We start from the raw sequence: 21,337 nt of genomic DNA, 5'->3' as shown, positions 1-21,337 counted from the left end.
TTCGGGACGTGGCGCAGTCTGGTAGCGCGCCTGCTTTGGGAGCAGGATGTCGCAGGTTCGAATCCTGTCGTCCCGACCATGAATCTAAGCTGCGAGCCCTGTCGAGCAATCGCGTTTGACAGGGCTCGTCTCTCCCTTACCAAAAAGCTCACCGAAAATAAAGAGCAGTTGGCCGAATTGGAAGTGACAAATAGGGAACGTCTCGTTTGCGCTGAGACAACCAAAGCCCCGGGCACCTGGAGCGACCCACAAGTTGTGGGACAGTAGGCGATGTCAAACACAACGGGCCTTGATACGACTTGGGGAAGCGAAGCTCCCGAAGCCGCGAGAAGTCTTGTGTGGCTGGCACGTTTCTATCTGTATCCGATCTAGGATAGGAGAGCTTCTATGCAAGGAGTAAACGTCAAAAGCGAGATCGGCAATCTCAAGAAGGTCATCCTTCACCGCCCCGGCGACGAGCTGCTGAACCTCACCCCGAACACCTTGGAAGAGCTGCTGTTCGACGACATCCCGTTCCTTCCCGTGGCCCAGGAAGAGCATGACGCCTTCGCGAAGATCCTTCGCGACGAGGGTGTCGAGGTCGTGTACCTGGAGGACCTCATGGCCGAGGTCCTGGACGCCAAGCCCGAGCTGCGCCGCCAGTTCCTCGATCAGTGGATCTACGAGGCGGGCATCCGCACCGACATGTACCACGACATCATCACCGACTATATCGAGAGCAACTACCCGAACACCAAGGACATGGTCATGAAGACCATGGCCGGCATCAACCTGCAGGAGCTGCCGCAGAAGGACACGCACCTGCTCGTCGACATGGTGTCCGATCGCTGCAAGCTCGTGTGCGCCCCGATGCCGAACCTGTACTTCACCCGCGACCCGTTCGCGATGATCGGCAACGGCGTGTCCATCAACCGCATGTACAGCCAGACGCGCAACCGCGAGACCATCTACGGCGATTACATCTTCAAGAATCACCCCGATTTCGTGGGTACCCCCGAGTATTACAGCCGCAACGATACCTTCCACATCGAGGGCGGCGACATCCTGAACATCAACGAGCACGTGCTGGCCATCGGCATCTCCCAGCGCACCGAGCCCGACGCCATCGATCACATCGCTCACAACATCTTCAACGACGAGACGAGCCCGATCGACACCATCCTGGCGTTCAACATCCCGGTATCCCGCGCCTTCATGCACCTCGATACCGTGTTCACGCAGATCGACCGCGACAAGTTCACCATCCATCCCGGCATCATGGGCCCGCTGACCGTCTTCGAGATCACCCCGGACGGCAAGGGTGGCACCAAGATCCGCGAGCGCAACGAGGATCTGGAGTCCGTGCTCTCCGAGTACGTCGGCGAGAAGGTCACGCTCATCCCCTGCGGCGGCGGCGACCGCATCGCGGCCGAGCGCGAGCAGTGGAACGACGGCTCCAACACCCTGTGCATCCGCCCCGGCACCGTGGTGGTGTACCAGCGCAACAACGTCACCAACGACGTGCTGTACAAGAACGGCATCAACTGCCTGGTCATGCCGTCCGCGGAGCTCTCCCGCGGCCGTGGCGGCCCGCGCTGCATGTCCATGCCGGCCTGGCGCGAGGCGCTGTAAGGCAACCCATCGCGCGGCTTGAAGCGCTGCGCATTGCTTGAGAATTTCCCGGCGGCCGGCCTGTCGGTCGGCCGCCATCTCATTGAAAGGAACGTATTATGCCCGTGAATATTTCCGGCCAGTCCTACCTCCGCCTGCTCGATTTCTCCACCGAGCAGATCGAGTACCTGCTGAAGCTCTCCAAGAACTTCAAGGACCTCAAGCGCACCGGCACCCCGCACCGCTACCTCGAGGGCAAGAACATCGTTCTCTTGTTCCAGAAGACCTCCACGCGCACCCGCTGCGCCTTCGAGGTCGGCGCCATGGACCTCGGCATGGGCGTGACCTACCTTGATCCGGGCAGCTCCCAGATGGGCAAGAAGGAGTCCATCGAGGACACCGCCCGCGTGCTCGGCCGCTTCTACGACGGCATCGAGTTCCGCGGCTTCGCCCAGTCCGATGTGGAGGAGCTCGCCGAGAAGGCCGGCGTCCCGGTGTGGAACGGCCTGACCGACATGTGGCATCCCACCCAGATGCTCGCCGACGCGCTCACCGTGCAGGAGAACTTCAACTACGACATCAAGGGTCTGAAGTTCGTCTTCTTCGGCGACCTTAAGAACAACATGGGCCGCTCGCTCATGGTGATGTGCGCCAAGCTCGGCATGAACTTCGTCGGCTGCGGCCCGAAGGACTGCTGGATGGACGATGAGCTCATCAAGACCTGCGAGGGTATCGCTGCCGAGAACGGCTGCACCGTGAAGTGCACCGAGGACGTGAAGGAAGCTGCCACGGACGCCGACGTCATCTACACCGACGTGTGGGTGTCCATGGGCGAGCCCGACGAGGTGTGGCAGCAGCGCATCGAGCAGCTGCAGCCCTATCGCGTGACCAAGGAGATCATGGCCATGGCGAAGCCGACGGCCATCTTCCTGCACTGCCTGCCGGCCTTCCACGACACCAACACCACCACCGGCGCCGACATCGCGAAGCGCTTCGGCGTGACGGAGATGGAAGTGGAAGACGACGTGTTCGAGTCGAAGCAGTCGAAGGTCTTCGACGAGGCCGAGAACCGCATGCACACCATCAAGGCCGTCATGTACGCCACGCTGCAGTAGCTTTCGTACCGCTACGGTAGCTGGCACATAGTTCGACACCTCGGGGCCGTGCGGAGTCGGGAGGGGAACCGCACGGCCCCCGTGTTTTGTCAGTCATTCGATTAAGGAGGGATAACCATGGCAGCTGCAGAGAAAGGCAAGAAAAAGAGGGCGCCTCTGTCCTCGTTCACCATCTTGCTCATCATCTTGGTGGTTCTGGCGATTGTCACTGTTATCATGTCCGCGTCGGGCGTCGAGGGTGTCCAGGGCGCGACGCTTTCCCAGGTGCTCACCGCGCCCGTGTTCGGCTTCCAGGACGCCATCGGCGTGTGCCTGTTCGTCATGATCCTGGGCGGCTTTCTGGGCATCGTCACCGAGACCGGCGCCCTTGACGCCGGCATCGCGGCCCTCGTGCACAAGCTGAAGGGCAACGAGCTCGTGCTCATCCCGATTTTGATGGCGATCTTCTCCATCGGCGGCACCACCTACGGCATGTGCGAGGAGACGGTGCCCTTCTACCTGCTGCTCGCCGCCACCATGGTGGCCGCCGGCTTCGACAGCCTGACCGGCGCGGCCGTGGTGCTGCTCGGCGCCGGCGTCGGCGTCATGGGCTCCACCGTGAACCCGTTCGCCGTCGGCGTGGCCGTCGACGCTTTGAACGGCATCGGCGTGTCCGTGAACCAGGGCATCATCATCGCGCTCGGCGTGATCATTTGGCTCGTGTCGCTCGCCATCGCCATCGTCTTCGTGATGCGCTACGCCAAGAAGGTGAAGGCCGACAAGGGCTCCACCTTCCTGTCGCTGCAGGAGCAGCAGGACATGATGAACGAGTGGGGCATGAAGGAGTCCGAGACCGAGGCCGCCGACGATGACGCCGCCGCGACGCCGAAGATGTCCGGCCGCCAGAAGTGGTCGCTCATCGTGTTCGCGCTCACCTTCGTCATCATGATCGTCTCGTTCATTCCCTGGGCCGACCTCGGCGTCACCATCTTCGATGCCGGCGCCACCACCCAGGAAGTGACGACCACCGTGACCGGCGAGGAGCTTGTGAGCGCCTACGACGAGGCGAACGGCACCACGACGACGCTTGCCGCTCCGGTTGAGGCCACCTCCGTTGCCGAGGAGGAGGTCACCCCGGCCTGGTCGAGCTTCCTGACTGGCGTGCCGCTGGGCAGCTGGTACTTCGACGAGGCCTCCACGTGGTTCCTGCTCATGGCTCTTGTCATCGGCGTCATCGGCGGCGTGTCCGAGAGCCGCTTCGTGAAGGCGTTCATCAACGGCGCCGCCGACATGATGTCGGTCGTGCTCATCATCGCGCTCGCCCGCTCCATCACCGTGCTCATGGCCAAGACGGGCCTTGACATGTGGATCCTGAACAACGCGGCCGCAGCGCTGACGGGCATGTCGGCGATCATCTTCGCGCCCTTGTCCTTCCTGCTCTACATCGTGCTGTCCTTCCTGATCCCGTCGTCCTCTGGCATGGCGACGGTCTCCATCCCGATTCTGGGCGGCCTGGCCCATCAGCTGAACTTCTCGGTGGAGACCATGGTCATGATCTACTCCGCCGGCAACGGCCTTGTGAACCTGTTCACGCCGACCTCCGGTGCCATCATGGGCGGTCTGGCCCTTGCCAAGGTGGAGTACTCCACGTGGCTCAAGTTCGGCGCCAAGCTGTTCGTGGTTCTCGGTGTGGTTTGCATCGTGATCCTCACGGCGGCCATGGTGATCCTGTCGTAGCTTCTCGGACTTGTGGTCGGTTTTGTGCACTTGCACAGTTCTGACCTGCGGAGACCGTTAGCGGGAGCGCCCGGGCACAGTGCTCGGGCGCTCCTGTTTTTCTCGGGCCGTTCATGCTATTATGGCCGCTTATAGGCGCGATTGGGTACGGCACAGCCCGCGCGCGTGGTAACGCCGACGTACTGAAGACGTACAGAAGAGGAAGTTAGATCAATGGAAATTCGCGAATCCCTCGAAGCGATCATCGATGCCGCGATCGATGCGGCCCGTGCCGACGGCTCACTTGAGCTGGCGGAGGCCCCGCAGGCAGCTCTTGAGCGACCTCGCGACGAGGCCAACGGCGACTGGGCGAGCACCGTCGCCATGCGCACCGCGAAGCTCGCTCACAAGAACCCCCGCGAGATCGCCCAGATCATCGTGGATCACATTCCTGCAAACGATATGATCGCCGCCGTGGAGATCGCGGGCCCCGGCTTCATCAACATCCGCCTGTCCGACGCCGTGCTGCAGGGCGTGGTGCGCGAGGTGCGCGAAGAGGGCGACAACTTCGGTCGCGGCACCATTCCCGAGGGCGAGCGCTACGTGAACCTCGAGTACGTGTCCGCCAACCCCACCGGCCCCTTCCACGTGGGCCACGGCCGTTGGGCGTCCTTGGGCGATGCCATGGCGCGCGTCATGCGCCACGGCGGCTACGATGTGTACGAGGAGTACTACATCAACGACCACGGCAACCAGATGGACGTGTTCGGTAACTCCGTGAACGTGCGTTACCAGCAGCTGCTCGGCCGCGATGTTGAGATGCCCGAGGCGTGCTACGGCGGAGCCTACGTGAAGGACATCGCCCAGGACATCATCGACCGCGACGGCGACAAGTGGCTGAACGTCTCCGACGAGGAGCGCGTTGAGGCCTTCCGCGAGATGGCTTACGACATGACGCTCAAGAACCAGCGCGAGGTGCTGGCCAACTTCGGCACCACCTTCGACAAGTGGTTCTCCGAGCGCTCGCTGTACGTTGAGGACGAGAACGGCGAGAGCGCCGTGTCCCGCTCCCTGGACGCCATGCGCGAGAAGGGCTACCTTTACGAAAAGGACGGTGCCCTGTGGTTCCGCTCGACCGATTTGGGCGACGACAAGGACCGCGTGCTCATCAAGGGCGACGGCGAGGCCACCTATTTCATGAGCGACGTGGCCTACCACTACGACAAGATGATGCGCGGCTTCGACCACCTGATCGATCTGTGGGGTGCCGACCATCACGGCTACATCAAGCGCTGCGAGTGCATGCTCGAGGCTTGGGGCTGGCCCGGGGCGCTCGAGGTGCAGCTGGGGCAGCTCGTGAACCTGTTCCGCGATGGCAAGGCCGTGCGCATGTCCAAGCGCACCGGCGAGATGGTCACCTTCGAGGAGCTCATCGACGAGGTGGGCGTGGATGCCACCCGCTACCTCATGCTCTCCCGCTCGGCCGACCAGCCCATCGACTTCGACATCGAGGTGGCGAAGAAGAAGGACGCCTCCAACCCGGTGTACTACGTGCAGTACGCCCACGCGCGCATCTGCTCCATCCTGCGCAAGGCGGCCGATGAGGCCGACGCCGCCGCCGTCGAGGCGGGGGAGATGACGATGGGCGAGCTCGCCGAGAAGATCATTCCCGAGGATTGCGACCTGACGCCGCTCACCCATCCCTCCGAGCTGGCGCTCATGCGCAAGATGGCCGACTTCGGCAACCTCATCGCCCTGGCGGCCCGCGACCGCGCGCCGTTCCGCCTGACCCACTACGCGCAGGATCTGGCGTCGCTGTTCCACCAGTTCTACACCAACTGCCACGTGCTCACCGACGACGCCGACGTGCAGACGGCGCGTTTGGCCCTGTGCGACGCCACCCGCATCGTGCTGGCCTTGACGCTGAACCTGCTGGGCGTGTCGGCTCCGGTGAAGATGTAGGTTTGGCGAGCCTGGCCGACTTGCGCTAGAATAGCCAACGCATCTGGGGCTGTAGCTCAACGGTGGAGCAGGGGACTCATAATCCCTTGGTTCTCGGTTCGAATCCGGGCGGCCCTACCAAGATTTCGAAAGACCCTCGCCGTATCGCGCGAGGGTCTTTTTTACGGGTTGCAGCGCTTGCAGGGGTCGTAGCCGTTGGCGATGAGGTTCTCGCGGGTGTCCTCGACGTCCTCGCGGTTCTTGGGGCTCATCTGGCCGACCGACGAGCAGCTCGGCAGGTGGAACTTCCTCGAGTTCGTGTTCAGCACGTACTCGGCGACGCCCTTGCCCTCGTCGGAGCCCGTCGCGCCCTTCTCGGACGCCTCCCTGGCACCTGCGCCTTCGCTTGCGGCATCGGGTGCGCTTTCGGCTCCCGACACGTCGGGGAGGGGAGTGGCATCCTCCTCGAGCATCGATGCGCCTGTGCCGTAGTCGATGACCACTCCCGGCTGCACGTTGTAGCAGAAGACGTTGAAGGCCACGCCCTCGCCGCCGTCTTCCACGGACTCAGCCATCATGTGCACGCCGCGGGCCACCAGCTCGCTTCCCTCGAAGACGGGCGTCACGGCCATGAGCACGTGGTTGCCTGTGGCATCCACATAGTCGGCCACGGCGTTCTCGAAGGGCAGCATGCCCTGGACGTTCAAATAGCGCGTGCCGGTGATGAGGTTTCGCTCGTTGGCGTTCTCGCCCGTGAGCTGGTAGCCCAGAAGATGGCAGCGATTGAACAGGTACTTGCCCTCCACGAAATCGTACTTGGCCATCTGCCATCCGGAGGGGCGCACCTCGCCGATGGAACCGCGCTTCTCCGTGGGCTGGGTCTCGGGGCCCACGACGGCGAAGACGGCGGTGCAGCGGCCTAACTCGTCCAGCTCGTCGTAATGCTCATACCCGGGTTCGGCCGCGCGCTGCTCGTCGGTGAACACCGGCTCGCCGTCGTTCACGTAGACGTAGGGATTGCCATCGAAGGCGGGGATGTCGCGGTAGGAGAGGACGCCATCGTCGGTTGCGGATCGGTTTTCGCTAGCAGCTTCAGCATTCTGCTGGTTTGCGTCCTCTGCGGGAGTGGCCTGTGGCTCTTGCGAGTCGTCGGGCGCCCCCGTGCTCGCGAGCTCCGGGGTCGACTTATCGGTCGGCGCCTCATCAGCTGCCATCGAGGCACTGCATCCGGCCAAAGAGCTCATCGAGAGCAAGAATGCTAGAGCGATACCGATGGCGGGGGTCAAATTTTTGTGCTGCGAGGATCGTTGGGACATCGTCTTCTCCTAATCGGGGCCGCAAGCGCCTTCCCGACAAAAAACTGCGATAATATGGTCACAAAATCGAGTTTTGAACTCTCTATCTTCGATTCTGAACCCTATTTTGCTAGTTTAACGCCTCTTTTCCGCGTTTCAGTGCTGAAAATGACGGGTTTGCGGTTCACGAAGAGTTCAAAAGTCGATTTTGTGACCATTTTTGCGAAACTTTTTGCAAGAGCGCCCGTGCCCGACACTCGACGCTCTTTAGGGAAGATGGGAGTGCTCTCGTGAATGACCTTTTCGCGCGGACGCGGCTGCTGCTGGGGCGAGATGGTCTCGACCGCTTGGCGGCGGCTCGGGTGGCCGTGTTCGGCATTGGCGGAGTGGGCGGCTATGCGGTGGAGGCGCTGGCTCGCAGCGGGGTGGGGGCGCTCGATCTCGTCGACTCCGACACGGTGGATCCCACGAACCTCAACCGGCAGATTATCGCCACGATGGGCGCTATCGGGCGTCCAAAGACGCAGGTGGCGGCCGAGCGCGTGGCCTCTATCAATCCGTCGTGCATCGTGCGTCCTCGCCAGTGCTTCTTCCTTCCCGAGACGGCTGACCAGTTCGATTTCGCGGCCTTCGATTATGTGATTGACGCGGTGGACACGGTGAGCGCGAAGATCGCCCTGGTGGAAGCCGCCTTTGCGGCAGGTGTGCCCATTGTGTCGTCCATGGGCGCGGGCAACAAACTCGATCCGACGACGTTTCGGGTGGCGGACATCTACGAGACCTCGGTCGATCCGCTTGCCCGCGTCATGCGTCGCGAGCTGCGGCGGCGAGGCATTCCGTCGTTGAAGGTGGTCTACTCCACTGAGCCGCCGCTCGTTCCCGCGGATGACGACATGGCTGTGAAGGACGGTACGCGTCCGGCACCCGGCTCGGTTGCCTTCGTCCCCTCCGTAGCCGGCCTCATTCTCGGCGGGGAAGTGGTGAAGGACTTGGCGGCCTGCTAAAGCGCGCCGCGGCGTGCTCGTCGGCGCCGGGGTACTCGGAAACGGTCGGACGGTGGCGAGACGAATCAACGGGCGACGGGAGCGGTGCCGGCAGCGGCGACGGGAGCGGCGCCCATGGCGCGGGGAGCGGCATGGGAAAAATAACTCTTGCACCCAGGCTCTCTGTTGCCTATAATTCTGCCTTGCGCGAAATGGTGGGTGTGGCCTAGTTGGCTAAGGCGCCAGATTGTGGCTCTGGAGATCGTGGGTTCGAGTCCCATCATCCACCCCAGCGCGCTTGAAAATTTAGGGCTTGCAATTCTGAAAAGCTTCGCCTAGAATATTCAAGCGCTTTGCGCAGGAACCAAGTGCACCATTAGCTTAGTTGGTAGAGCAGGGGACTCTTAATCCCAAGGTCGAAGGTTCGAGTCCTTCATGGTGCACCACTGAAACACCAGGCCAGCGGCTCATCGTCGCTGGCCTTTTTGTTGCGTGAGGGAAAATTTGGCTGAAAATCCCTCACGCGTCCCTCAACGGTGGGGGGATGCTTCCCTCGTGATCACACTTCTGCGGCATACGTTGCCCCCTGATACCTGATGGCGAACCAGCCGTCCGAGGTCTTGCCCCACAGGTTTCCGACCGAGTCCGTATCCGTCGCCGTCACGGTCACGGTCGTGCCCACCGGGTAGGCCTTGCGCACGGCGTAACGCTTGCCCGCGCCCTCGCGCACGTTGACGCCCGATGGGGTGGTGATCTTGTAGCGCGCCTTGGTCTCAACAGGCTTGGCAGCGCCGAAGGACTCGCCGCGCAGGTAGGCGTTGACTGCGAGCCTCACGGCCTCGTAGTCGTAGCCCAGCGCCTCCAGGTTGCGCTTGCGCTGCGTGTCGTTTCCGTAGTCGCCGTTGACCACCTTGAGCACCAGGGCGCGGTCCACGGCCATGGCGCCAGTGGAGCCCTGGCCGTCGTAGGCCGGGCGGATGCCGCCGCAGATCGTGGAGTAGGCGCGCGTCCTCTCGGCCACCCTGCCGCCCGAGGTGTTTCCCTCGATGGTGGCGATCTTCTTTGCGGCGGCGTCGTTGGAGGCGACGATGCCGATGTGGTCGTCCGTGCTATCGGAGTCCCAGTCGAACAGCACGAGATCTCCGGGCCGGAGCTGGGACGCCGCGAGCGTCTGGCTGTGGTGGATTGACGGGCAGTAGGCCCCCGGCATGCCGGCACACGAGACACCCGCCTTGGCGAGCACCCAGGAGGCGAACATGGCGCAGTAGGCCACGCCGTTGGCGCCGTAGTCGTAGCCGCCGGGGCCGTCCACCTCGGCCTCGTACCATCGCCCGTACTTGGTGCCGCGCTCGGGGTCGTCGTAGCGGCAGTAGCCGACCTCGCCCCGCGCGATGCGCAGCACGTCGCTAGCGGTCGCCATCGCCGGCCTCCTTGACGGCTTCGATGAACTCATCCGTATTGAACTTCACGGACTTGGCCGCAGCGGCGGCGCACTGCTCCTCGTACTCTTGCAGCCCGTAGGCGCTCGCGTTGGGCGCCGGCTCCTCGTAGGTGAGGGCGCGGGCGCTGTCGCCGTAGCCCTCGGTGGTCGTGTCCACGGGAATGCCGATGAGCACCAGCACCATGAACACGGTGCCCACGAGGGACAGCAGCGCCTCCATCAGCGGGCCGTCGTATAGGTGGCCCGCCTGGATGCTCCCCAGCACCGCGAAGAGCCCCCACAGCTGGTCGAGCAGCATGAGGACGGCGGGGATGATGGTCAGCCAGAACCACTTCTGGCGAATTCTCACCTTCCAGTTGATCATTTCTTTCTCCCTTCGATCAGGAAACTGTCTATCTGGCCCACGGCGTCCACGAGGTCCGCCGTCGTCCCTATGCCGATCTTCTCGTTGAGGATGGCCTTGAGGGCGGTGATGACCACCTTCTCGCCCTCGGCCCTGTCCTTCAGCTCGGTCTCGTGGTCGTCCAGCCTGATCTCGGCGCCGTCCTGGCGCTTGCTCAGCGTGGCCACGTCGCGCTTGAGCTGGTCGATGTCGCGCTTGTCGTTGTCGAACATCTGGCGGAACTCCACGTGCTCCTCGTCGGCGTGGTCGAACCAGTTGAGAATCTCCTCGCGCAGCGAGTCGTCCCCCTGGATGGCGGCATCGATGATCTTCGAGGCCTTTCTGTCCACGACCTTCTCCTTGATGCCCAGGAACGAGTCCATAAGCGTGTTCACCGCCGGCCCGGCAACGATGATCGCGGCCAGCGCGAGCAGGATGACCTCGACCGGGTCGATTTCGGGAATGCTGAGCATCGGCGTCCTTTCTCTCTGGTGCGATTCTCCGCCGTCTGTCGCCCGTCCGCTGCGCCTGTTTCTTGCGCGGGAATCCCAGACGCCCATGCTGGGGATGCGGCGCAAAAGCGCCTGGGATTTACGAGAGAAAAGGAGCGACGAGATGAGGCTTGGCGACTACTACGAGGGCTACTACAAGGGCTATATGCGCTACCTGGCGCCGGGGACGGCCCAGGGCTACGACGGCGACTGGCGCAACCACATCGCGGGCGAGTTCGGATCGTGGGAGATGGAGGACATCCGGGTGCGCCACATCAACGCGTGGCTCGCCTCCGACCACTTCGCCGGCGTACCGGGCGCGGCAAGGAGCGCCTACAAGACGCTGCGGCAGATCCTCCGATCGGCCATGGGGGACGAGCTCTACAGCGACGAGGTCGTAGACCCCACCACGCGGGGCATCAGGCTGCCTCCCATGGACACGGGATACGAGGCGCCCTACCTGCGCCCGTCGGAGTTCCGCGAGATGGTTCTCGGCCTCATGGGCTTCGAATACGAGGCCACGGCGCTGTGCGGCCTGTGGCTGGGGCCTCGCAGATCGGAGCAGTGCGGGCTCAAATGGCCCGACATCGACCTGCGCACCGGCATCGTCCTCATAGAGCGCGGACTCCAGGTCATAGGGGGCGAGGTGGTTGAGACCAAGGTCAAGACCCACCGATCGAAGCGGCCACATATGCTGCCCCGCTCCGGCGTGATGAGGCTTCGGGAGATAAAGCGCGGGCTAGGGCCGAGACCGACCGGGTGGCTTCTGGGCGAAGACCCCAACCCCGACCGCTACGCGCGGCGGCTGCGCGCCTGGTGCAAGAAGCGCGGGCTGCCCTACGTGGCCCCGAAGTACTTCCGGCATACGTTCAGGACGCTTCACGCGATGGCCGGCACCGACGAGACCGAGGTGCAGAAGATGCTCGGCCACGAGTCGCTGGGCATGGGCTACCGCTACATGAGCCTGGACGAGGACGTGCTGCGCGAGGACCAGGCCGCCTACGAGCGCCTCATCCTGCGCGCGTAGGCTTACAAGTCCCAGAACGACACGGCCGTGGCGACGGCCCAGGCAACGGCGAACGGAGCTGTCGGTGTGAACTCAAGCCAGAACACGCGCCTTACCGCGCTGGAGAAGACCGCGAGCGCCACAGTCGGCGGCGTCGAGTTCGTGAGGCGCGGCGATGTGGTGACCGCCTTCTTCTCGTCGGACGTCAACTACACGGCGGCAGCATGGACTGATCTAAAGATATGCGACATCCCTGTTGGCTTCAGGCCGTCGCGCCCTGGGTTCGGCACCGCCGTGTGGCCCGGAGGGTCGGGAAGGATGATCGCATCGATGAACAAAACGCTGTTCGTCGCCCTGCTAGACAAGGCCGTATCGAAATCGAACATCTGGGGCGAGGTGACCTACTTCACCGACGACGCGTAGCCTTACAAGTCCCAGTGCCCCTTCGACGTTGGCGATCTCTACATCACTGCCAAGGCGGGCAACCCCGGCGAGAAATGGCCCGGGACGATCTGGGAGCAGATAACCGGCCGGTTCCTGCGCGCCGCGAACGACCTCCTCACCGGCGGATCGGACTTCGTGACGCTCAAAGAGGCCAACCTGCCGAGCCACGCCCACGGCGTGTCGCTGACGGCGGCGAGCGCCGGTAGCCACGGCCACTACCTCGTCGCCGACAGCAAGAGCACCTACCTCGCTACCTACAGGATATCGCCCACAACCGCATCGTCCGGCAACTGGTACGGCGTCTTCGACACTTGCGACAACGGCATCCGGAAGCCGGTCGGATCGACGGACTCGACATCCGCGAAGGCCGCAGGCGCGCACTCCCACAGCGTGAGCGGGTCTACCGGATCGACGGGCTCCGGCACGGCGTTCGACAACCGTCCCGCCTACCAGGACGTCTACGTGTGGAAGCGCATGTCCTAGTCTTACAAGTCCCAGATGCAGACTGCGAAGGGCATCAGCGACAAAGGCATCCCCAGCACGAAGCTGGCCGATGGTGCGGTGACAAGCGCGAAGATCGCCGACGGAGGGGTGGGCACCGCCGACCTGGCGGCGAAGGCGGTGACGGACGCCAAGCTGAGCGACGCCGTGGCCTACAAGGTCAACGGCGGCGGCATCCTCTGGTCGGGCTCGTGGTACGTCTCGAACGAGCAGACGGTGGCGCTGTCGCGCGGCGTGAGCGAGCAGCGCACCGGCATCGTCCTGGTCTTCTCGGCGTGGTCTGACAGCGGCGAGAACAACGCCTACTTCGCTTCGTTCTTCGTCCCGAAGCAGGCGGTGGCGGCCCATCCCGGCTGCGGGTGGACGTTCGACCTATCACCGGTGGACAAGGCCGGCATGTCGAAGTACCTCTACATCTCCGACAAGTCCATAAAGGGCGTGGCGTCGAACACCGGCTCCGCGACCTCGCCGGCGGGCCTGAAGGCCCAGAACCACCTGTACGTCCTCCGCTACGTGATCGGCGTCTAGGCCACGGGGAACACCACCTGCCCGCGCAGGTAGAAGCCCGTGGAGCCGGCCGTCCACGCCGTGGACGAGCGGTTCTGTATCCTCACGGTGTCGCCCTCCACAAGGCAGATGGCCTCCCTTTCGTGATGATCCTCGCAGGTGAGGCTCGCCGCCATCGACTTCGCCGATTTATAGCCGCCGGGCAGCTTGGCGGTGATGCTCCCCCACGCCGCGAGCGCGGCGGTCTTCAGGCAGTAGACCTGCATGATTCCGATCTTGCCGCCGAGGACGTACAGGGTGCCAAAATCGGAGACGGCGGCCTCGTAGGTGACCGCCAGCTTGTCGGACACGGCCGTGTCGGCGAGTTTCGCCGAGGTGACCGCCTTGGCCGCCAGGTCGGCAGTTCCGACAGCGCCGTCCGCTATTTTGGCGCTCGTTACCGAGTTCGCCGCGAGCTTCTCCGTGCTGACCGCACTGTTCGCGAGCTTCGCAGTCGCGATGCCCCCGGCGCTGATGCCGCCTGCCGCCTGCATCTGGGACTTGTAATTCCGGAACTCTTCCAGCAGCGCCATGATGTCGATGCTCTCATTGGCCAGCATCTCCGGCGCCTGGGGGTTGATGCCGTTGACGCGCACCGAGCAGATTGGCATCTCGCACACGGTGTCGCCGTCGTTGAGGTCGCCCTGTACGTAGCCGGGCTGCACGGGCGCGCCCGTGGTCTCCTCGCCCTTGTAGACCTTCAGCTCCACTTTTTCTGCAGGTGCCGTCTCGACGCGTGCCACGAGCAGGTCGATGCGGTTGTAGCCCGGCACGCCGTTGTCGATGTCCACCTCCTCGTAGTCGCCCTCGATCTCCCAGTCGTACCCGCAGACCGACCCCACGCCGAACAGCACGCGCAGGGTGTTGCTGTCGGTCATGGTGCAGGCCAGCTTGCTGCCTATCGGCAGCACGTAGCAGCCGTTGCCCAGGGTGCCGGCGTTCCAGTGCGCGACGTGCTTCGATTCGACGTGCTCCGTCCCCTTGTGCGATGTGATGAGGTGCGCCATGCTATCTCCCCTCGTTCGCGAACTCGGTCATGTCCCGGTCGTGGGTGTCCATGATGGACCGGTACTTCCTCGCGCAGTCGGGGCACAGCGTCAGGGCCATGGGCACCCCCAGCGTGTCGGTGTACACGATGTCCAGCCACTCCTCGTTGCGCTTGTCCTCCGGCGTCATGTACACGATGGGCAGCTCGCCGCCGGGGTGCACCGCCTCGGCCCTGTCGCACGCCACGCGCTCGTAGCCCTTCTCCCTCGCCATGCCTATACCTCCATCGCCGTCTTGGTCTCGTAGGTGATTTTCCGGCTGCTCACGGACGCGATCTTCTGGGCCACGTAGGTGATGACGCTCTCGCCGTGCTCCACCGATGTGCCGCCGACTATATCGTCAATGTCGTACCGGCCGTCGTCCGCCCCCTTGAGGCCGCACTCGCTCATCTCCTCCTGCATCTCCCGCAGGCGCTTGATGCCGTCCTCCTCAAGCTCGGGGGCCTCGGCGCTGGACGACTCGAACACCTCCTCGCGCAGGGCCATGCCGGCGATGGTCTGGGTCTTCGACACGTTGCCCGCCCTGTCTGCGTAGAGGTCCACCACGACGCGCTCCAGCCCCTCGCCCGTTCCCAGGCAGTGGAGGTGGTTCACGGGGCGCGTCCGGCGCAGGATGAAGTCCACGCGCTCGCCGTCCAGGCCGTCGGAGGTGTAGTCGCCGCGCGGAACGGCCGAGAGCACCGCCTTGCGAAGCGCGGAGTCGTAGCGGATACGCAGCTTGGCCCCGGCGCTGCGCAGCATGGCGCGGATGCCGGCGTAGGCGTCCATGTCGGCCGAGGCGCGCGAGAATTTCCAGTTGCTCACCTCCATGCCGCTGGCGCCCTCCTCTGCGGCCATGCGCTCCCACAGCCCGAGCCGCCGCACCAGCTCGCCCAGGACGGCGTTCAGATCGCCCGAGACGGTGTAGTGCAGCTGGCCCGCGTCGGGCACGACGAGGCGGCTGGCGAGCAGCCCGTGCCAGGTGCGACCGGACACGGTCACGTAGTCGGCCGAGGTGTCTATCTCGACGCCGTCCACGATGCCGCCGTACTCGGTGCCGTCGATCATGAGGTAGCAGTCCTGGGAGATGCCGACCGACGACTCCACCTTGAGCGCGAAGGTGTTCTCCGTGCCGATGGTGAAGTCCCCGGACACCTTGCCCACGTACCCCTTCTCCCGGCCGAACCGGTCGGCCCATATCACGTCTACCACGGGCTCGTCCTCTCCTCGTACATGACAACCTCCACGTTGTAGCTCCCAGACCACGAGGCCGTGTGGCGCCCCACGGGTATCTCCGCGAAGGGGCGGGCGTCGTCCTCGGTCACGCGGTCGGCGAACGCGTTGCGCTCGGTGCCGTCGGAGTGGCGCACGACGATCTCGCGGTCGCCGTAGCCCCTGATGGCGAGCAGCTGGCCCTCCTGCACCTCGGTCCTCACCTGGTACCGGTTGCCCGCGATGATCACGTAGGGGTCGCGGCAGGGGCCGGGGATGTAGATGTCGCACTTGGCCGGGAGGCGGAAGGGGTTCACTATGGCCATGGAGTTCGCCGCGCTCGACTTGTAGTCGTGGGGGTAGTCGTGCGGGTAGTCCAGGCCCCCGTACTCCAGGTCGGTGCGCGCCGTAAGTGTCACGGAGGCGGAGCGCACCCACACCGGGTCGTCGCTCACCACGGTCAGCTCGGCGGTGAGCCTGTCCTCCAGCTGGTACCAGTCGGAGAGGGACGCGCCGGGAATCCAGCAGCGCATGGAGCAGCCGTTTGCCCACAGCGTCCCCGGCTGGCCCGTGCGCACGTCGTAGGAGGTCACGTCGGCCAGGCGGCGGCGTTCCTCCTCGGGGCCGGCCAGCTCCACGGTCAGGGACATCTCCCGTATGTCGCGCTCGAAGCCGGTGATGCGGCCGCCGATGGAGCGGTGCGCGCAGGAGGTGTCGAATATGTCGGTCTTCCCGTAGTGCCAGAACCCCACGCCGAAGACGATCTCCTCGCCGATGGAGTTGACGTACCTGATTGCCTCGATCACCTAGTAGCCCTCCGAATCCCTCACGGCGCGGGCGAACTCGCGCCTGTTGTACTCCAGAACCAGGGGCGCGCCCAGCACGGCCTCCAGCAGCCGTCGCATGGCCCTGAGCTCCGCAAGGACGGCGGACAGGTCGCCCATGCCCCCCGCGTCGGCGATGGCCTCGCCGACGTTGCGCATCGTGCGCGGGTTGCTCAGCGGCAGCACCGTCTCGCGGCCCGCCTCGCCGACGCCGATGATGGCGGGGGAGTTGAACTCGCCGCCCTTGGCGTACCAGTCGATGCCGAGAGAGGGGATCTTGCCCTCCAGGAGGTCGCCGATCTGCCACCCGCTTGGCTTGATGGAGAAGTGCGGCAGCTTTATGTGCGGAATCTGGATCTTGAAGCCCGTGAAGAAGCCCTTGATGGCGTCCACGATGCCCTTGATGGCGCTCTTGGCCGTCTCCATCGGGTGGGTGATCGCGTAGGCGGCCTTGTCGAAGATGCCCGTCACCGTGGACACGAACCCGTTGAACGTGCCCACGACTCCCGAGACGAGCGAGTTGGCCACGTTGGACACGGTGCTCTTGATGTTGTTCCAGATCGAGCTGGCCACGTTGTAGATGTTGCGCATGATGCCCGAGAAGGTGTTGAACAGCCCGGTTATGATCGAGGACACCGTGGTGGCCAGGGCGTTGAAGATGTTGGCGCCCAGGCGCAGGATGCCGTTGACGATGGAGGAGAACACCTCGCCGATGCCGCGCCACACGCCCTCCCAGTCGCCCGAGATGGCGGCGCTCACCGCGTCGATGACGCCCTGGATGACCCCCATGAACATCTCGGCGGCGGCGCTGATGGCCTCCCAGACCGCCATGAACACGCCGGACACGACGCCCCACACGGCCTGCCAGGCGACCTCGATGTTGCCCAGGGTGCCGACGATGGTCTCGAAGATGACCGAGAGGATGGGCACGAGTGACCCGAGCACGAACTCTGCGACGGCCGCAAGTGCTGGCACGACGTTTTCGACGACGAACGCCGCCACGGCCTGGAGCACCGGCAGGATGTTCTCGGCGAACCAGCGGTAGGCGTCCACGACGGCCGGCACCACGCTGCTCACGATGAAGTCGGCGAGCTGCTGGAGCGCGGGCACCACGGAGCCCGTCACGAAGTCGGCGAGCTGGAAGAGCACGGGCACGAGGTTGTCAGCTGCCCACTGCGCGAGCTGCTGTACGGCGGGCACGACGTTGGCCTCGACGTACCCCGCCATCGCCTGGAGCGCGGGCACCACGTTGTCCACGGCCCAGCCCGCGAACTCCTGGAGCGCGGGCACGGCCTCCGTCTGGAGGAGCGTCCCGAACTCGGCCACGGCGGGCACCACCGCATCGGTCAGGAAGCCCGCGAACGACTCGATGGCCGGCACCACGACGCCCTCAAGGACGCCGGATGCCCCCTCCATGGCGGCGGGGAGCACCGCGCCGAGCGCATCCGCCGCCTGATCGACCACGGGGCCGAGCGCGTTCTGGAGTTCTGCCGCCAGGGCGTCCACGGCCTCGCGGAACGGCTGCACGTTGTCGTAGGCCCACTTCGCCCCGGCCGCGAGCGCGGTGAGCGCCCCGACCACCAGCAGGATCGGGCCGCCCGTGAATCCCGCGAGCAGCTTGGGGACGGCCGAGAGCGCCGAGGCCACCTTCCCGAAGTTCATCGCGGCCACGGCGGCGGCGACCCCTCCCAGGGCCACGGCCACGTAGTCCACGTTCTCCACGAGGAAGGTGAGGGCCGGAACTACGGAGCCGGTCACGAACTGAACCGCGCTCCTCAACGGCTCCTGCACGCCGTCGTAGATCTTCAGCGCCAGCTCCTCGAACGCCGAGCCCATGCCGGCCAGGTCGCCCTGCAGGTTGTCGGTCATGGCCTTCGCGGCGTCCTCGGCCGCCCCGGCGCACCCGTACAGGTCGTCGCGGAAGGATGACAGCTCGCCCGCGCCGGCGTTCAGCATGAGGTTCAGGCCCTTGATGCTGTCGGCCGTGAACGTGCTCTGCAGGGCGGCGGCCTTCTCGGCGTCGCCCATGCCGTCGGTGGCGGCCTCCACGTCGGCCAGGATGTCGGCGAAGTCGCGGTAGTTGCCCTGGGCGTCCATGACGGCCACGGTAGCGTCGCCGATCTTGATGGAGCCGTCCTCCATCTTCTGGGTCATGTCGCGCATCACGGCGTTGAGCGCGGTGCCCGCCTCGCTGCCCTTGAGGCCCTGGTTGGCCATCATGGCGATGGCCGCCGAGGTGGTCTCCACGTCCATGCCGGCGGCGTTGCAGTTGGCCGCACAATTTTTAAATGCCTGGCCCAGGCCGTCCACGGTGGTGTTGGCGTTGGCCTGGGCGTAGGCCAGCACGTCCACCATGCGCCCGGTGTCCTCGGCGGTCATGTTGAACGCCGAGAGGTAGTCTGTCACGAGGTCGGAGGCGGCGGCCAGATCCAGCTCTCCCGCCTGGGCCAGCGACAGCACCGGCCCCACGCCCGCGAGCATGGCCTGGGTGTCCCACCCGGCGAGTGCCATGTAGCCCAGGGCGTCGGCGGCCTGGGAGGCGGAGAACGTGGTGGTGCTGCCCAGCTCGCGGGCCTTCGCCTCAAGGGCGGCCAGATCGTCGCCGGTGGCGCCGGACAGGGCGCTCACCTTGCTCATGGAGGTCTCGAAGGCCGAGCCGATCTCCACGACGGCAGAGGCGGCGTCCTTGATGCCCCCCACGGCGGCGGTCACGGCGGTGGAGGCCAGGTTGGCGAGCGTCCCCTTGAGGACAGTGTAGCCCTCGTTGGACTCGCGGGCGGCCTTGCCTCCGGCCTCGGTGCCCTTCCAGTCCAGGCCCGCGTCGGCCTTCTTCAGGCCCTCGACGGACTTGGTGATCTTCTCGACGCCCTGGACGGCCCCCTTGTCGTCCAGGGTGACCTTGAGCGCGATCTGGTTAGCCATTGCGCGCCGCCTTCATCTTGGCGGCGGCGAGCGCGGCGGCGAAGGAGTCGGCCGCCTCTGTGTTCGCGGCCTCCACGGGGTCGGCGCCTTCCGTCCTCAGGGCGAAGTGGCGCTTGCGGGCCTCCAGGGCCTCGCGCTCATCCTTGTTCCACTTGGTGGGCTTGGGCGGCTTCGCAAGGCGCGCCGACACGGCCTCCGCGAAGGGGGAGGACTCGGCGGTCTCCATAAGGGACGCGAGCAGCCCGATGAGGTCGCAGAAGGACAGGCGTCGGCTCGCCTCGTCCCAGTCTAGCCCGTAGGCCGACATGAGGGAGGCCCTGATGCGCGCGGCGTCCTGGGCCCAGTCGAAGGCGGCGCCCCCCGTATCTTGGGGATGGTCGCCGGCTATGTCGATGCCGTAGGCCTCCCACGCGAGCGCGGCCACCATGCCCTGGGGGTCGTCACCGGCGGCGTCGCGCGCGGCGGGAGGGTCGGCGAACATCATGTGGGGGAGCCAGAGGGCCTTCTGCTCGGGACGCACCGACTCGTCGGCGAACAGCTCGATGACGAGCAGGGCGCGCCGGGCGCTGTCGCGCAACCAGACGCGCCCACCGTTCCAGTCGTAGGCGGTGACGGTCTCGGTCCTCCCGGAGACCTCGTCTGTGTGATCGCGGTTAGGCGGCGGGGTCAGGCTCGGTCTGCGCATGGCTCTCCTCCGGGAGGTAGTGCGCAGCCTTCTCGTCCATCTGCTCGTTGCGGCCCTTGACGATCTCCAGCACCTCGCGGAACACCTGGGCCGTCACGGGCGTGCAGTCGGCGTCGGAGACCTCGTGGCCGTTGCCCACGGCGCGCAGCAGCTCCTCGTAGGAGTCCGCGCCGATGGCCTCGGTCAGCACGTCGCGGAGGACGGCGCCGGTCTTGGCGTTGGCCTCCGCGATCTTGGCGATGCTGTCGGTCTCCCGCCCCTTGCTCATCAGCGCCTCGATGGCGCCCATCTTGTTCTGGGCGGCGGTGCACGTCTTGGCCAGGCGGGCGAGGTTGGTCGGGGTCACGTCCACCTCGGCGGCGACGCGGACGGTCCCGCGCCCGGTGTCGATGTCGATGTCCAGCGGCTCGTAGAGCGACTTGATGCTGATCTCCATGGGTTGTCTCCTGTTCCTTTCGCGCAGTAAAAGGAAAGGCCGGGGAGGCTGCGCTTCCTCCCCGGCCTCGCGGCTCATGTTCCTATGTGTGTCGCCTACGACCCCGTGACGGTCACCTTCACGGCGGCGCTCACGGTGGGCTTGGCGGAGCACTTCACCACGACCTCCGTCTCTCCGGCCGCGAGTCCGTGCACGTTGCCCTCGGCATCCACCCGGCAGACCTTGCGGCCCGACTCTGCCACGGCGAACAGGCAGAAGCCGGAGGCGTCCGCGGGGGTCACGGTCGGCTCGATCTTGGCCGTCTCCCCGACGGCCACGGTGACGGCGGTCACGGTAACGGTCTCGGGCAGCTCGGTGCCGGCGGCCTCCTCCACGAGCAGCGGGTCGCCCTCGCACTTGAGGGCGCAGCCGAAGGGCACGTTGTCCGGCGTGTTGCCGTCGGCCCCGGCCCCCTTGATGTCGGTGATCGTGACGGGCCACTCAAGCGCCTCGCCGTCGGGGCCGACCTGGCGCAGTTTGGTCTTGCGCTCGCTGCCCTTGAGGTAGGCGAGGCCCACCACGTAGTCCTGGGCCTTGTCGCCGACGAGGCGGTCGCCGGCCACCGTCCAGCCGCTCGTCACGGCGGTGACGTTGGTGGAGGTGGCGCCGCCCTTGTCCCAGTAGGCCTTGTCCACGGTGGTGTCGGCGCGGTCGTTGGTGAACGACTCCACGCCGGGGCCGAGGAAGGCCCAGTCGGGCGTCCCCGTCGGGTTCGTGTCGATCAGGTACACGAACTGGTAGTTCAGGGCGAATCCTAGATCCAT

At 65.4% G+C, this 21,337-nt stretch carries 20 protein-coding genes, 4 tRNA genes and 1 pseudogene; 13 read left to right on the top strand and 12 right to left on the bottom strand.

Annotation, left to right across the window (positions count from 1 at the left end; all coding sequences use genetic code 11):
* Positions 1 to 2 precede the first annotated feature (2 nt).
* The 6 genes from ACYVRU_RS10700 to ACYVRU_RS10675 all read left to right on the top strand — a co-directional run bounded on the left by ACYVRU_RS10700 (position 3) and on the right by ACYVRU_RS10675 (position 6,482).
* A tRNA-Pro gene (locus ACYVRU_RS10700) sits at positions 3 to 79 on the top strand.
* 308 nt (positions 80 to 387) lie between these two features.
* Positions 388 to 1,611, top strand: a complete 1,224-nt coding sequence (gene arcA / locus ACYVRU_RS10695) for an arginine deiminase (RefSeq protein ID WP_370797743.1) — start codon at positions 388 to 390, stop codon at positions 1,609 to 1,611.
* Between the two features lie 98 nt (positions 1,612 to 1,709).
* Positions 1,710 to 2,705, top strand: coding sequence for an ornithine carbamoyltransferase (gene argF / locus ACYVRU_RS10690; RefSeq protein ID WP_022739640.1), 996 nt, complete (start codon positions 1,710 to 1,712; stop codon positions 2,703 to 2,705).
* Positions 2,706 to 2,822: 117 nt separating this feature from the next.
* On the top strand, positions 2,823 to 4,421 hold the full coding sequence (locus ACYVRU_RS10685; protein ID WP_181815611.1) for a YfcC family protein: 1,599 nt from the start codon (positions 2,823 to 2,825) through the stop codon (positions 4,419 to 4,421).
* Between the two features lie 213 nt (positions 4,422 to 4,634).
* A complete protein-coding gene (argS, locus tag ACYVRU_RS10680; RefSeq protein ID WP_114549655.1) occupies positions 4,635 to 6,362 on the top strand; it encodes an arginine--tRNA ligase in 1,728 nt (575 codons plus the stop codon).
* 45 nt (positions 6,363 to 6,407) lie between these two features.
* Positions 6,408 to 6,482 (top strand) — tRNA-Ile (locus tag ACYVRU_RS10675).
* Positions 6,483 to 6,523: 41 nt separating this feature from the next.
* Here ACYVRU_RS10675 and ACYVRU_RS10670 read toward each other — a convergent pair.
* Complete coding sequence (locus tag ACYVRU_RS10670; RefSeq protein WP_461186148.1) at positions 6,524 to 7,555, bottom strand: DNA/RNA non-specific endonuclease; 1,032 nt, start codon at positions 7,553 to 7,555, stop codon at positions 6,524 to 6,526.
* Between the two features lie 371 nt (positions 7,556 to 7,926).
* Between ACYVRU_RS10670 and ACYVRU_RS10665 the strand changes: the two genes are divergently transcribed.
* From ACYVRU_RS10665 to ACYVRU_RS10655, 3 genes are all read left to right on the top strand, one after another.
* Entirely contained in the window at positions 7,927 to 8,640 is a 714-nt protein-coding gene (locus ACYVRU_RS10665) for a tRNA threonylcarbamoyladenosine dehydratase (RefSeq protein ID WP_417004043.1), read from the top strand.
* A gap of 194 nt (positions 8,641 to 8,834) precedes the next feature.
* Positions 8,835 to 8,911: transfer RNA gene (locus ACYVRU_RS10660), tRNA-His, on the top strand.
* Positions 8,912 to 8,989: 78 nt separating this feature from the next.
* Positions 8,990 to 9,065 (top strand) — tRNA-Lys (locus tag ACYVRU_RS10655).
* Positions 9,066 to 9,178: 113 nt separating this feature from the next.
* On the opposite strand, the gene ACYVRU_RS10650 is transcribed toward ACYVRU_RS10655, so the two are convergent.
* The 3 genes from ACYVRU_RS10650 to ACYVRU_RS10640 are packed head-to-tail and all read right to left on the bottom strand — an operon-like array spanning position 9,179 to position 10,915.
* Entirely contained in the window at positions 9,179 to 10,039 is an 861-nt protein-coding gene (locus ACYVRU_RS10650; RefSeq protein ID WP_461186147.1) for a CHAP domain-containing protein, read from the bottom strand.
* Positions 10,026 to 10,424, bottom strand: coding sequence for a phage holin (locus ACYVRU_RS10645; protein WP_461186146.1), 399 nt, complete (start codon positions 10,422 to 10,424; stop codon positions 10,026 to 10,028). The genes ACYVRU_RS10650 and ACYVRU_RS10645 overlap by 14 nt, the downstream gene beginning before the upstream one ends.
* Positions 10,421 to 10,915 carry a hypothetical protein gene (locus ACYVRU_RS10640; protein ID WP_461186145.1) on the bottom strand — a complete coding sequence of 165 codons (495 nt, stop codon included), beginning with the start codon at positions 10,913 to 10,915 and terminating at the stop codon, positions 10,421 to 10,423. The genes ACYVRU_RS10645 and ACYVRU_RS10640 overlap by 4 nt, the downstream gene beginning before the upstream one ends.
* A 142-nt stretch (positions 10,916 to 11,057) precedes the next feature.
* Here ACYVRU_RS10640 and ACYVRU_RS10635 point away from each other — a divergent pair, with 142 nt between their 5' ends.
* The 4 genes and pseudogenes from ACYVRU_RS10635 (at position 11,058) to ACYVRU_RS10620 (ending at position 13,412) form a co-directional block, all read left to right on the top strand.
* The gene (locus ACYVRU_RS10635) at positions 11,058 to 11,960 is read left to right on the top strand and encodes a tyrosine-type recombinase/integrase (protein WP_461186144.1); all 903 of its coding nucleotides are present in this window, start codon (positions 11,058 to 11,060) and stop codon (positions 11,958 to 11,960) included.
* A 66-nt stretch (positions 11,961 to 12,026) separates the two neighbouring features.
* Positions 12,027 to 12,362 (top strand): hypothetical protein, encoded by a 336-nt coding sequence (locus tag ACYVRU_RS10630; protein WP_461186143.1) that lies wholly within the window; start codon positions 12,027 to 12,029, stop codon positions 12,360 to 12,362.
* A gap of 33 nt (positions 12,363 to 12,395) precedes the next feature.
* Positions 12,396 to 12,866 (top strand): annotated as a pseudogene (locus tag ACYVRU_RS10625) (phage baseplate protein); the annotation flags it as partial.
* Between the two features lie 15 nt (positions 12,867 to 12,881).
* The gene (locus ACYVRU_RS10620) at positions 12,882 to 13,412 is read left to right on the top strand and encodes a hypothetical protein (protein WP_461186142.1); all 531 of its coding nucleotides are present in this window, start codon (positions 12,882 to 12,884) and stop codon (positions 13,410 to 13,412) included.
* Here the strand turns inward: ACYVRU_RS10620 and ACYVRU_RS10615 are convergent.
* The 8 genes from ACYVRU_RS10615 to ACYVRU_RS10580 all read right to left on the bottom strand — a co-directional run bounded on the left by ACYVRU_RS10615 (position 13,409) and on the right by ACYVRU_RS10580 (position 21,337).
* The gene (locus ACYVRU_RS10615; RefSeq protein ID WP_461186141.1) at positions 13,409 to 14,437 is read right to left on the bottom strand and encodes a hypothetical protein; all 1,029 of its coding nucleotides are present in this window, start codon (positions 14,435 to 14,437) and stop codon (positions 13,409 to 13,411) included. The two genes, ACYVRU_RS10620 and ACYVRU_RS10615, sit on opposite strands and share 4 nt — an antisense overlap.
* A 1-nt stretch (position 14,438) precedes the next feature.
* Positions 14,439 to 14,690 (bottom strand): hypothetical protein, encoded by a 252-nt coding sequence (locus ACYVRU_RS10610; RefSeq protein WP_461186140.1) that lies wholly within the window; start codon positions 14,688 to 14,690, stop codon positions 14,439 to 14,441.
* 2 nt (positions 14,691 to 14,692) lie between these two features.
* Positions 14,693 to 15,667, bottom strand: coding sequence for a hypothetical protein (locus ACYVRU_RS10605; protein WP_461186139.1), 975 nt, complete (start codon positions 15,665 to 15,667; stop codon positions 14,693 to 14,695).
* Entirely contained in the window at positions 15,661 to 16,473 is an 813-nt protein-coding gene (locus tag ACYVRU_RS10600; protein WP_461186138.1) for a hypothetical protein, read from the bottom strand. The genes ACYVRU_RS10605 and ACYVRU_RS10600 overlap by 7 nt, the downstream gene beginning before the upstream one ends.
* Positions 16,474 to 19,413 carry a phage tail tape measure protein gene (locus tag ACYVRU_RS10595; RefSeq protein WP_461186137.1) on the bottom strand — a complete coding sequence of 980 codons (2,940 nt, stop codon included), beginning with the start codon at positions 19,411 to 19,413 and terminating at the stop codon, positions 16,474 to 16,476.
* Positions 19,406 to 20,098, bottom strand: a complete 693-nt coding sequence (locus ACYVRU_RS10590) for a Gp15 family bacteriophage protein (RefSeq protein WP_461186136.1) — start codon at positions 20,096 to 20,098, stop codon at positions 19,406 to 19,408. Before ACYVRU_RS10590 ends, ACYVRU_RS10595 begins: the two co-directional genes overlap by 8 nt.
* Positions 20,067 to 20,534: a hypothetical protein gene (locus ACYVRU_RS10585; RefSeq protein ID WP_461186135.1), complete on the bottom strand. Its 468-nt coding sequence runs from the start codon at positions 20,532 to 20,534 to the stop codon at positions 20,067 to 20,069. The genes ACYVRU_RS10590 and ACYVRU_RS10585 overlap by 32 nt, the downstream gene beginning before the upstream one ends.
* A 95-nt stretch (positions 20,535 to 20,629) precedes the next feature.
* A complete protein-coding gene (locus tag ACYVRU_RS10580) occupies positions 20,630 to 21,337 on the bottom strand; it encodes a phage tail tube protein (protein ID WP_461186134.1) in 708 nt (235 codons plus the stop codon).

This window comes from Adlercreutzia sp. CNCM I-6216, from assembly GCF_977113345.1.
The sequence above is the reverse complement of the archived record's forward strand: the minus strand, read 5'-3'. Positions and strand labels throughout refer to the sequence as shown.

Coding starts and splice junctions, on each gene's coding strand:
- arcA (WP_370797743.1), top strand. CDS start 388: ATGCAAGGAGTAAACGTCAAAAGCGAGATCGGCAATCTCAAGAAGGTC.
- argF (WP_022739640.1), top strand. CDS start 1,710: ATGCCCGTGAATATTTCCGGCCAGTCCTACCTCCGCCTGCTCGATTTC.
- ACYVRU_RS10685 (WP_181815611.1), top strand. CDS start 2,823: ATGGCAGCTGCAGAGAAAGGCAAGAAAAAGAGGGCGCCTCTGTCCTCG.
- argS (WP_114549655.1), top strand. CDS start 4,635: ATGGAAATTCGCGAATCCCTCGAAGCGATCATCGATGCCGCGATCGAT.
- ACYVRU_RS10670 (WP_461186148.1), bottom strand. CDS start 7,555: ATGGCAGCTGATGAGGCGCCGACCGATAAGTCGACCCCGGAGCTCGCG.
- ACYVRU_RS10650 (WP_461186147.1), bottom strand. CDS start 10,039: ATGGCGACCGCTAGCGACGTGCTGCGCATCGCGCGGGGCGAGGTCGGC.
- ACYVRU_RS10645 (WP_461186146.1), bottom strand. CDS start 10,424: ATGATCAACTGGAAGGTGAGAATTCGCCAGAAGTGGTTCTGGCTGACC.
- ACYVRU_RS10640 (WP_461186145.1), bottom strand. CDS start 10,915: ATGCTCAGCATTCCCGAAATCGACCCGGTCGAGGTCATCCTGCTCGCG.
- ACYVRU_RS10635 (WP_461186144.1), top strand. CDS start 11,058: ATGAGGCTTGGCGACTACTACGAGGGCTACTACAAGGGCTATATGCGC.
- ACYVRU_RS10620 (WP_461186142.1), top strand. CDS start 12,882: ATGCAGACTGCGAAGGGCATCAGCGACAAAGGCATCCCCAGCACGAAG.
- ACYVRU_RS10615 (WP_461186141.1), bottom strand. CDS start 14,437: ATGGCGCACCTCATCACATCGCACAAGGGGACGGAGCACGTCGAATCG.
- ACYVRU_RS10610 (WP_461186140.1), bottom strand. CDS start 14,690: ATGGCGAGGGAGAAGGGCTACGAGCGCGTGGCGTGCGACAGGGCCGAG.
- ACYVRU_RS10595 (WP_461186137.1), bottom strand. CDS start 19,413: ATGGCTAACCAGATCGCGCTCAAGGTCACCCTGGACGACAAGGGGGCC.
- ACYVRU_RS10590 (WP_461186136.1), bottom strand. CDS start 20,098: ATGCGCAGACCGAGCCTGACCCCGCCGCCTAACCGCGATCACACAGAC.
- ACYVRU_RS10585 (WP_461186135.1), bottom strand. CDS start 20,534: ATGGAGATCAGCATCAAGTCGCTCTACGAGCCGCTGGACATCGACATC.
- ACYVRU_RS10580 (WP_461186134.1), bottom strand. CDS start 21,337: ATGGATCTAGGATTCGCCCTGAACTACCAGTTCGTGTACCTGATCGAC.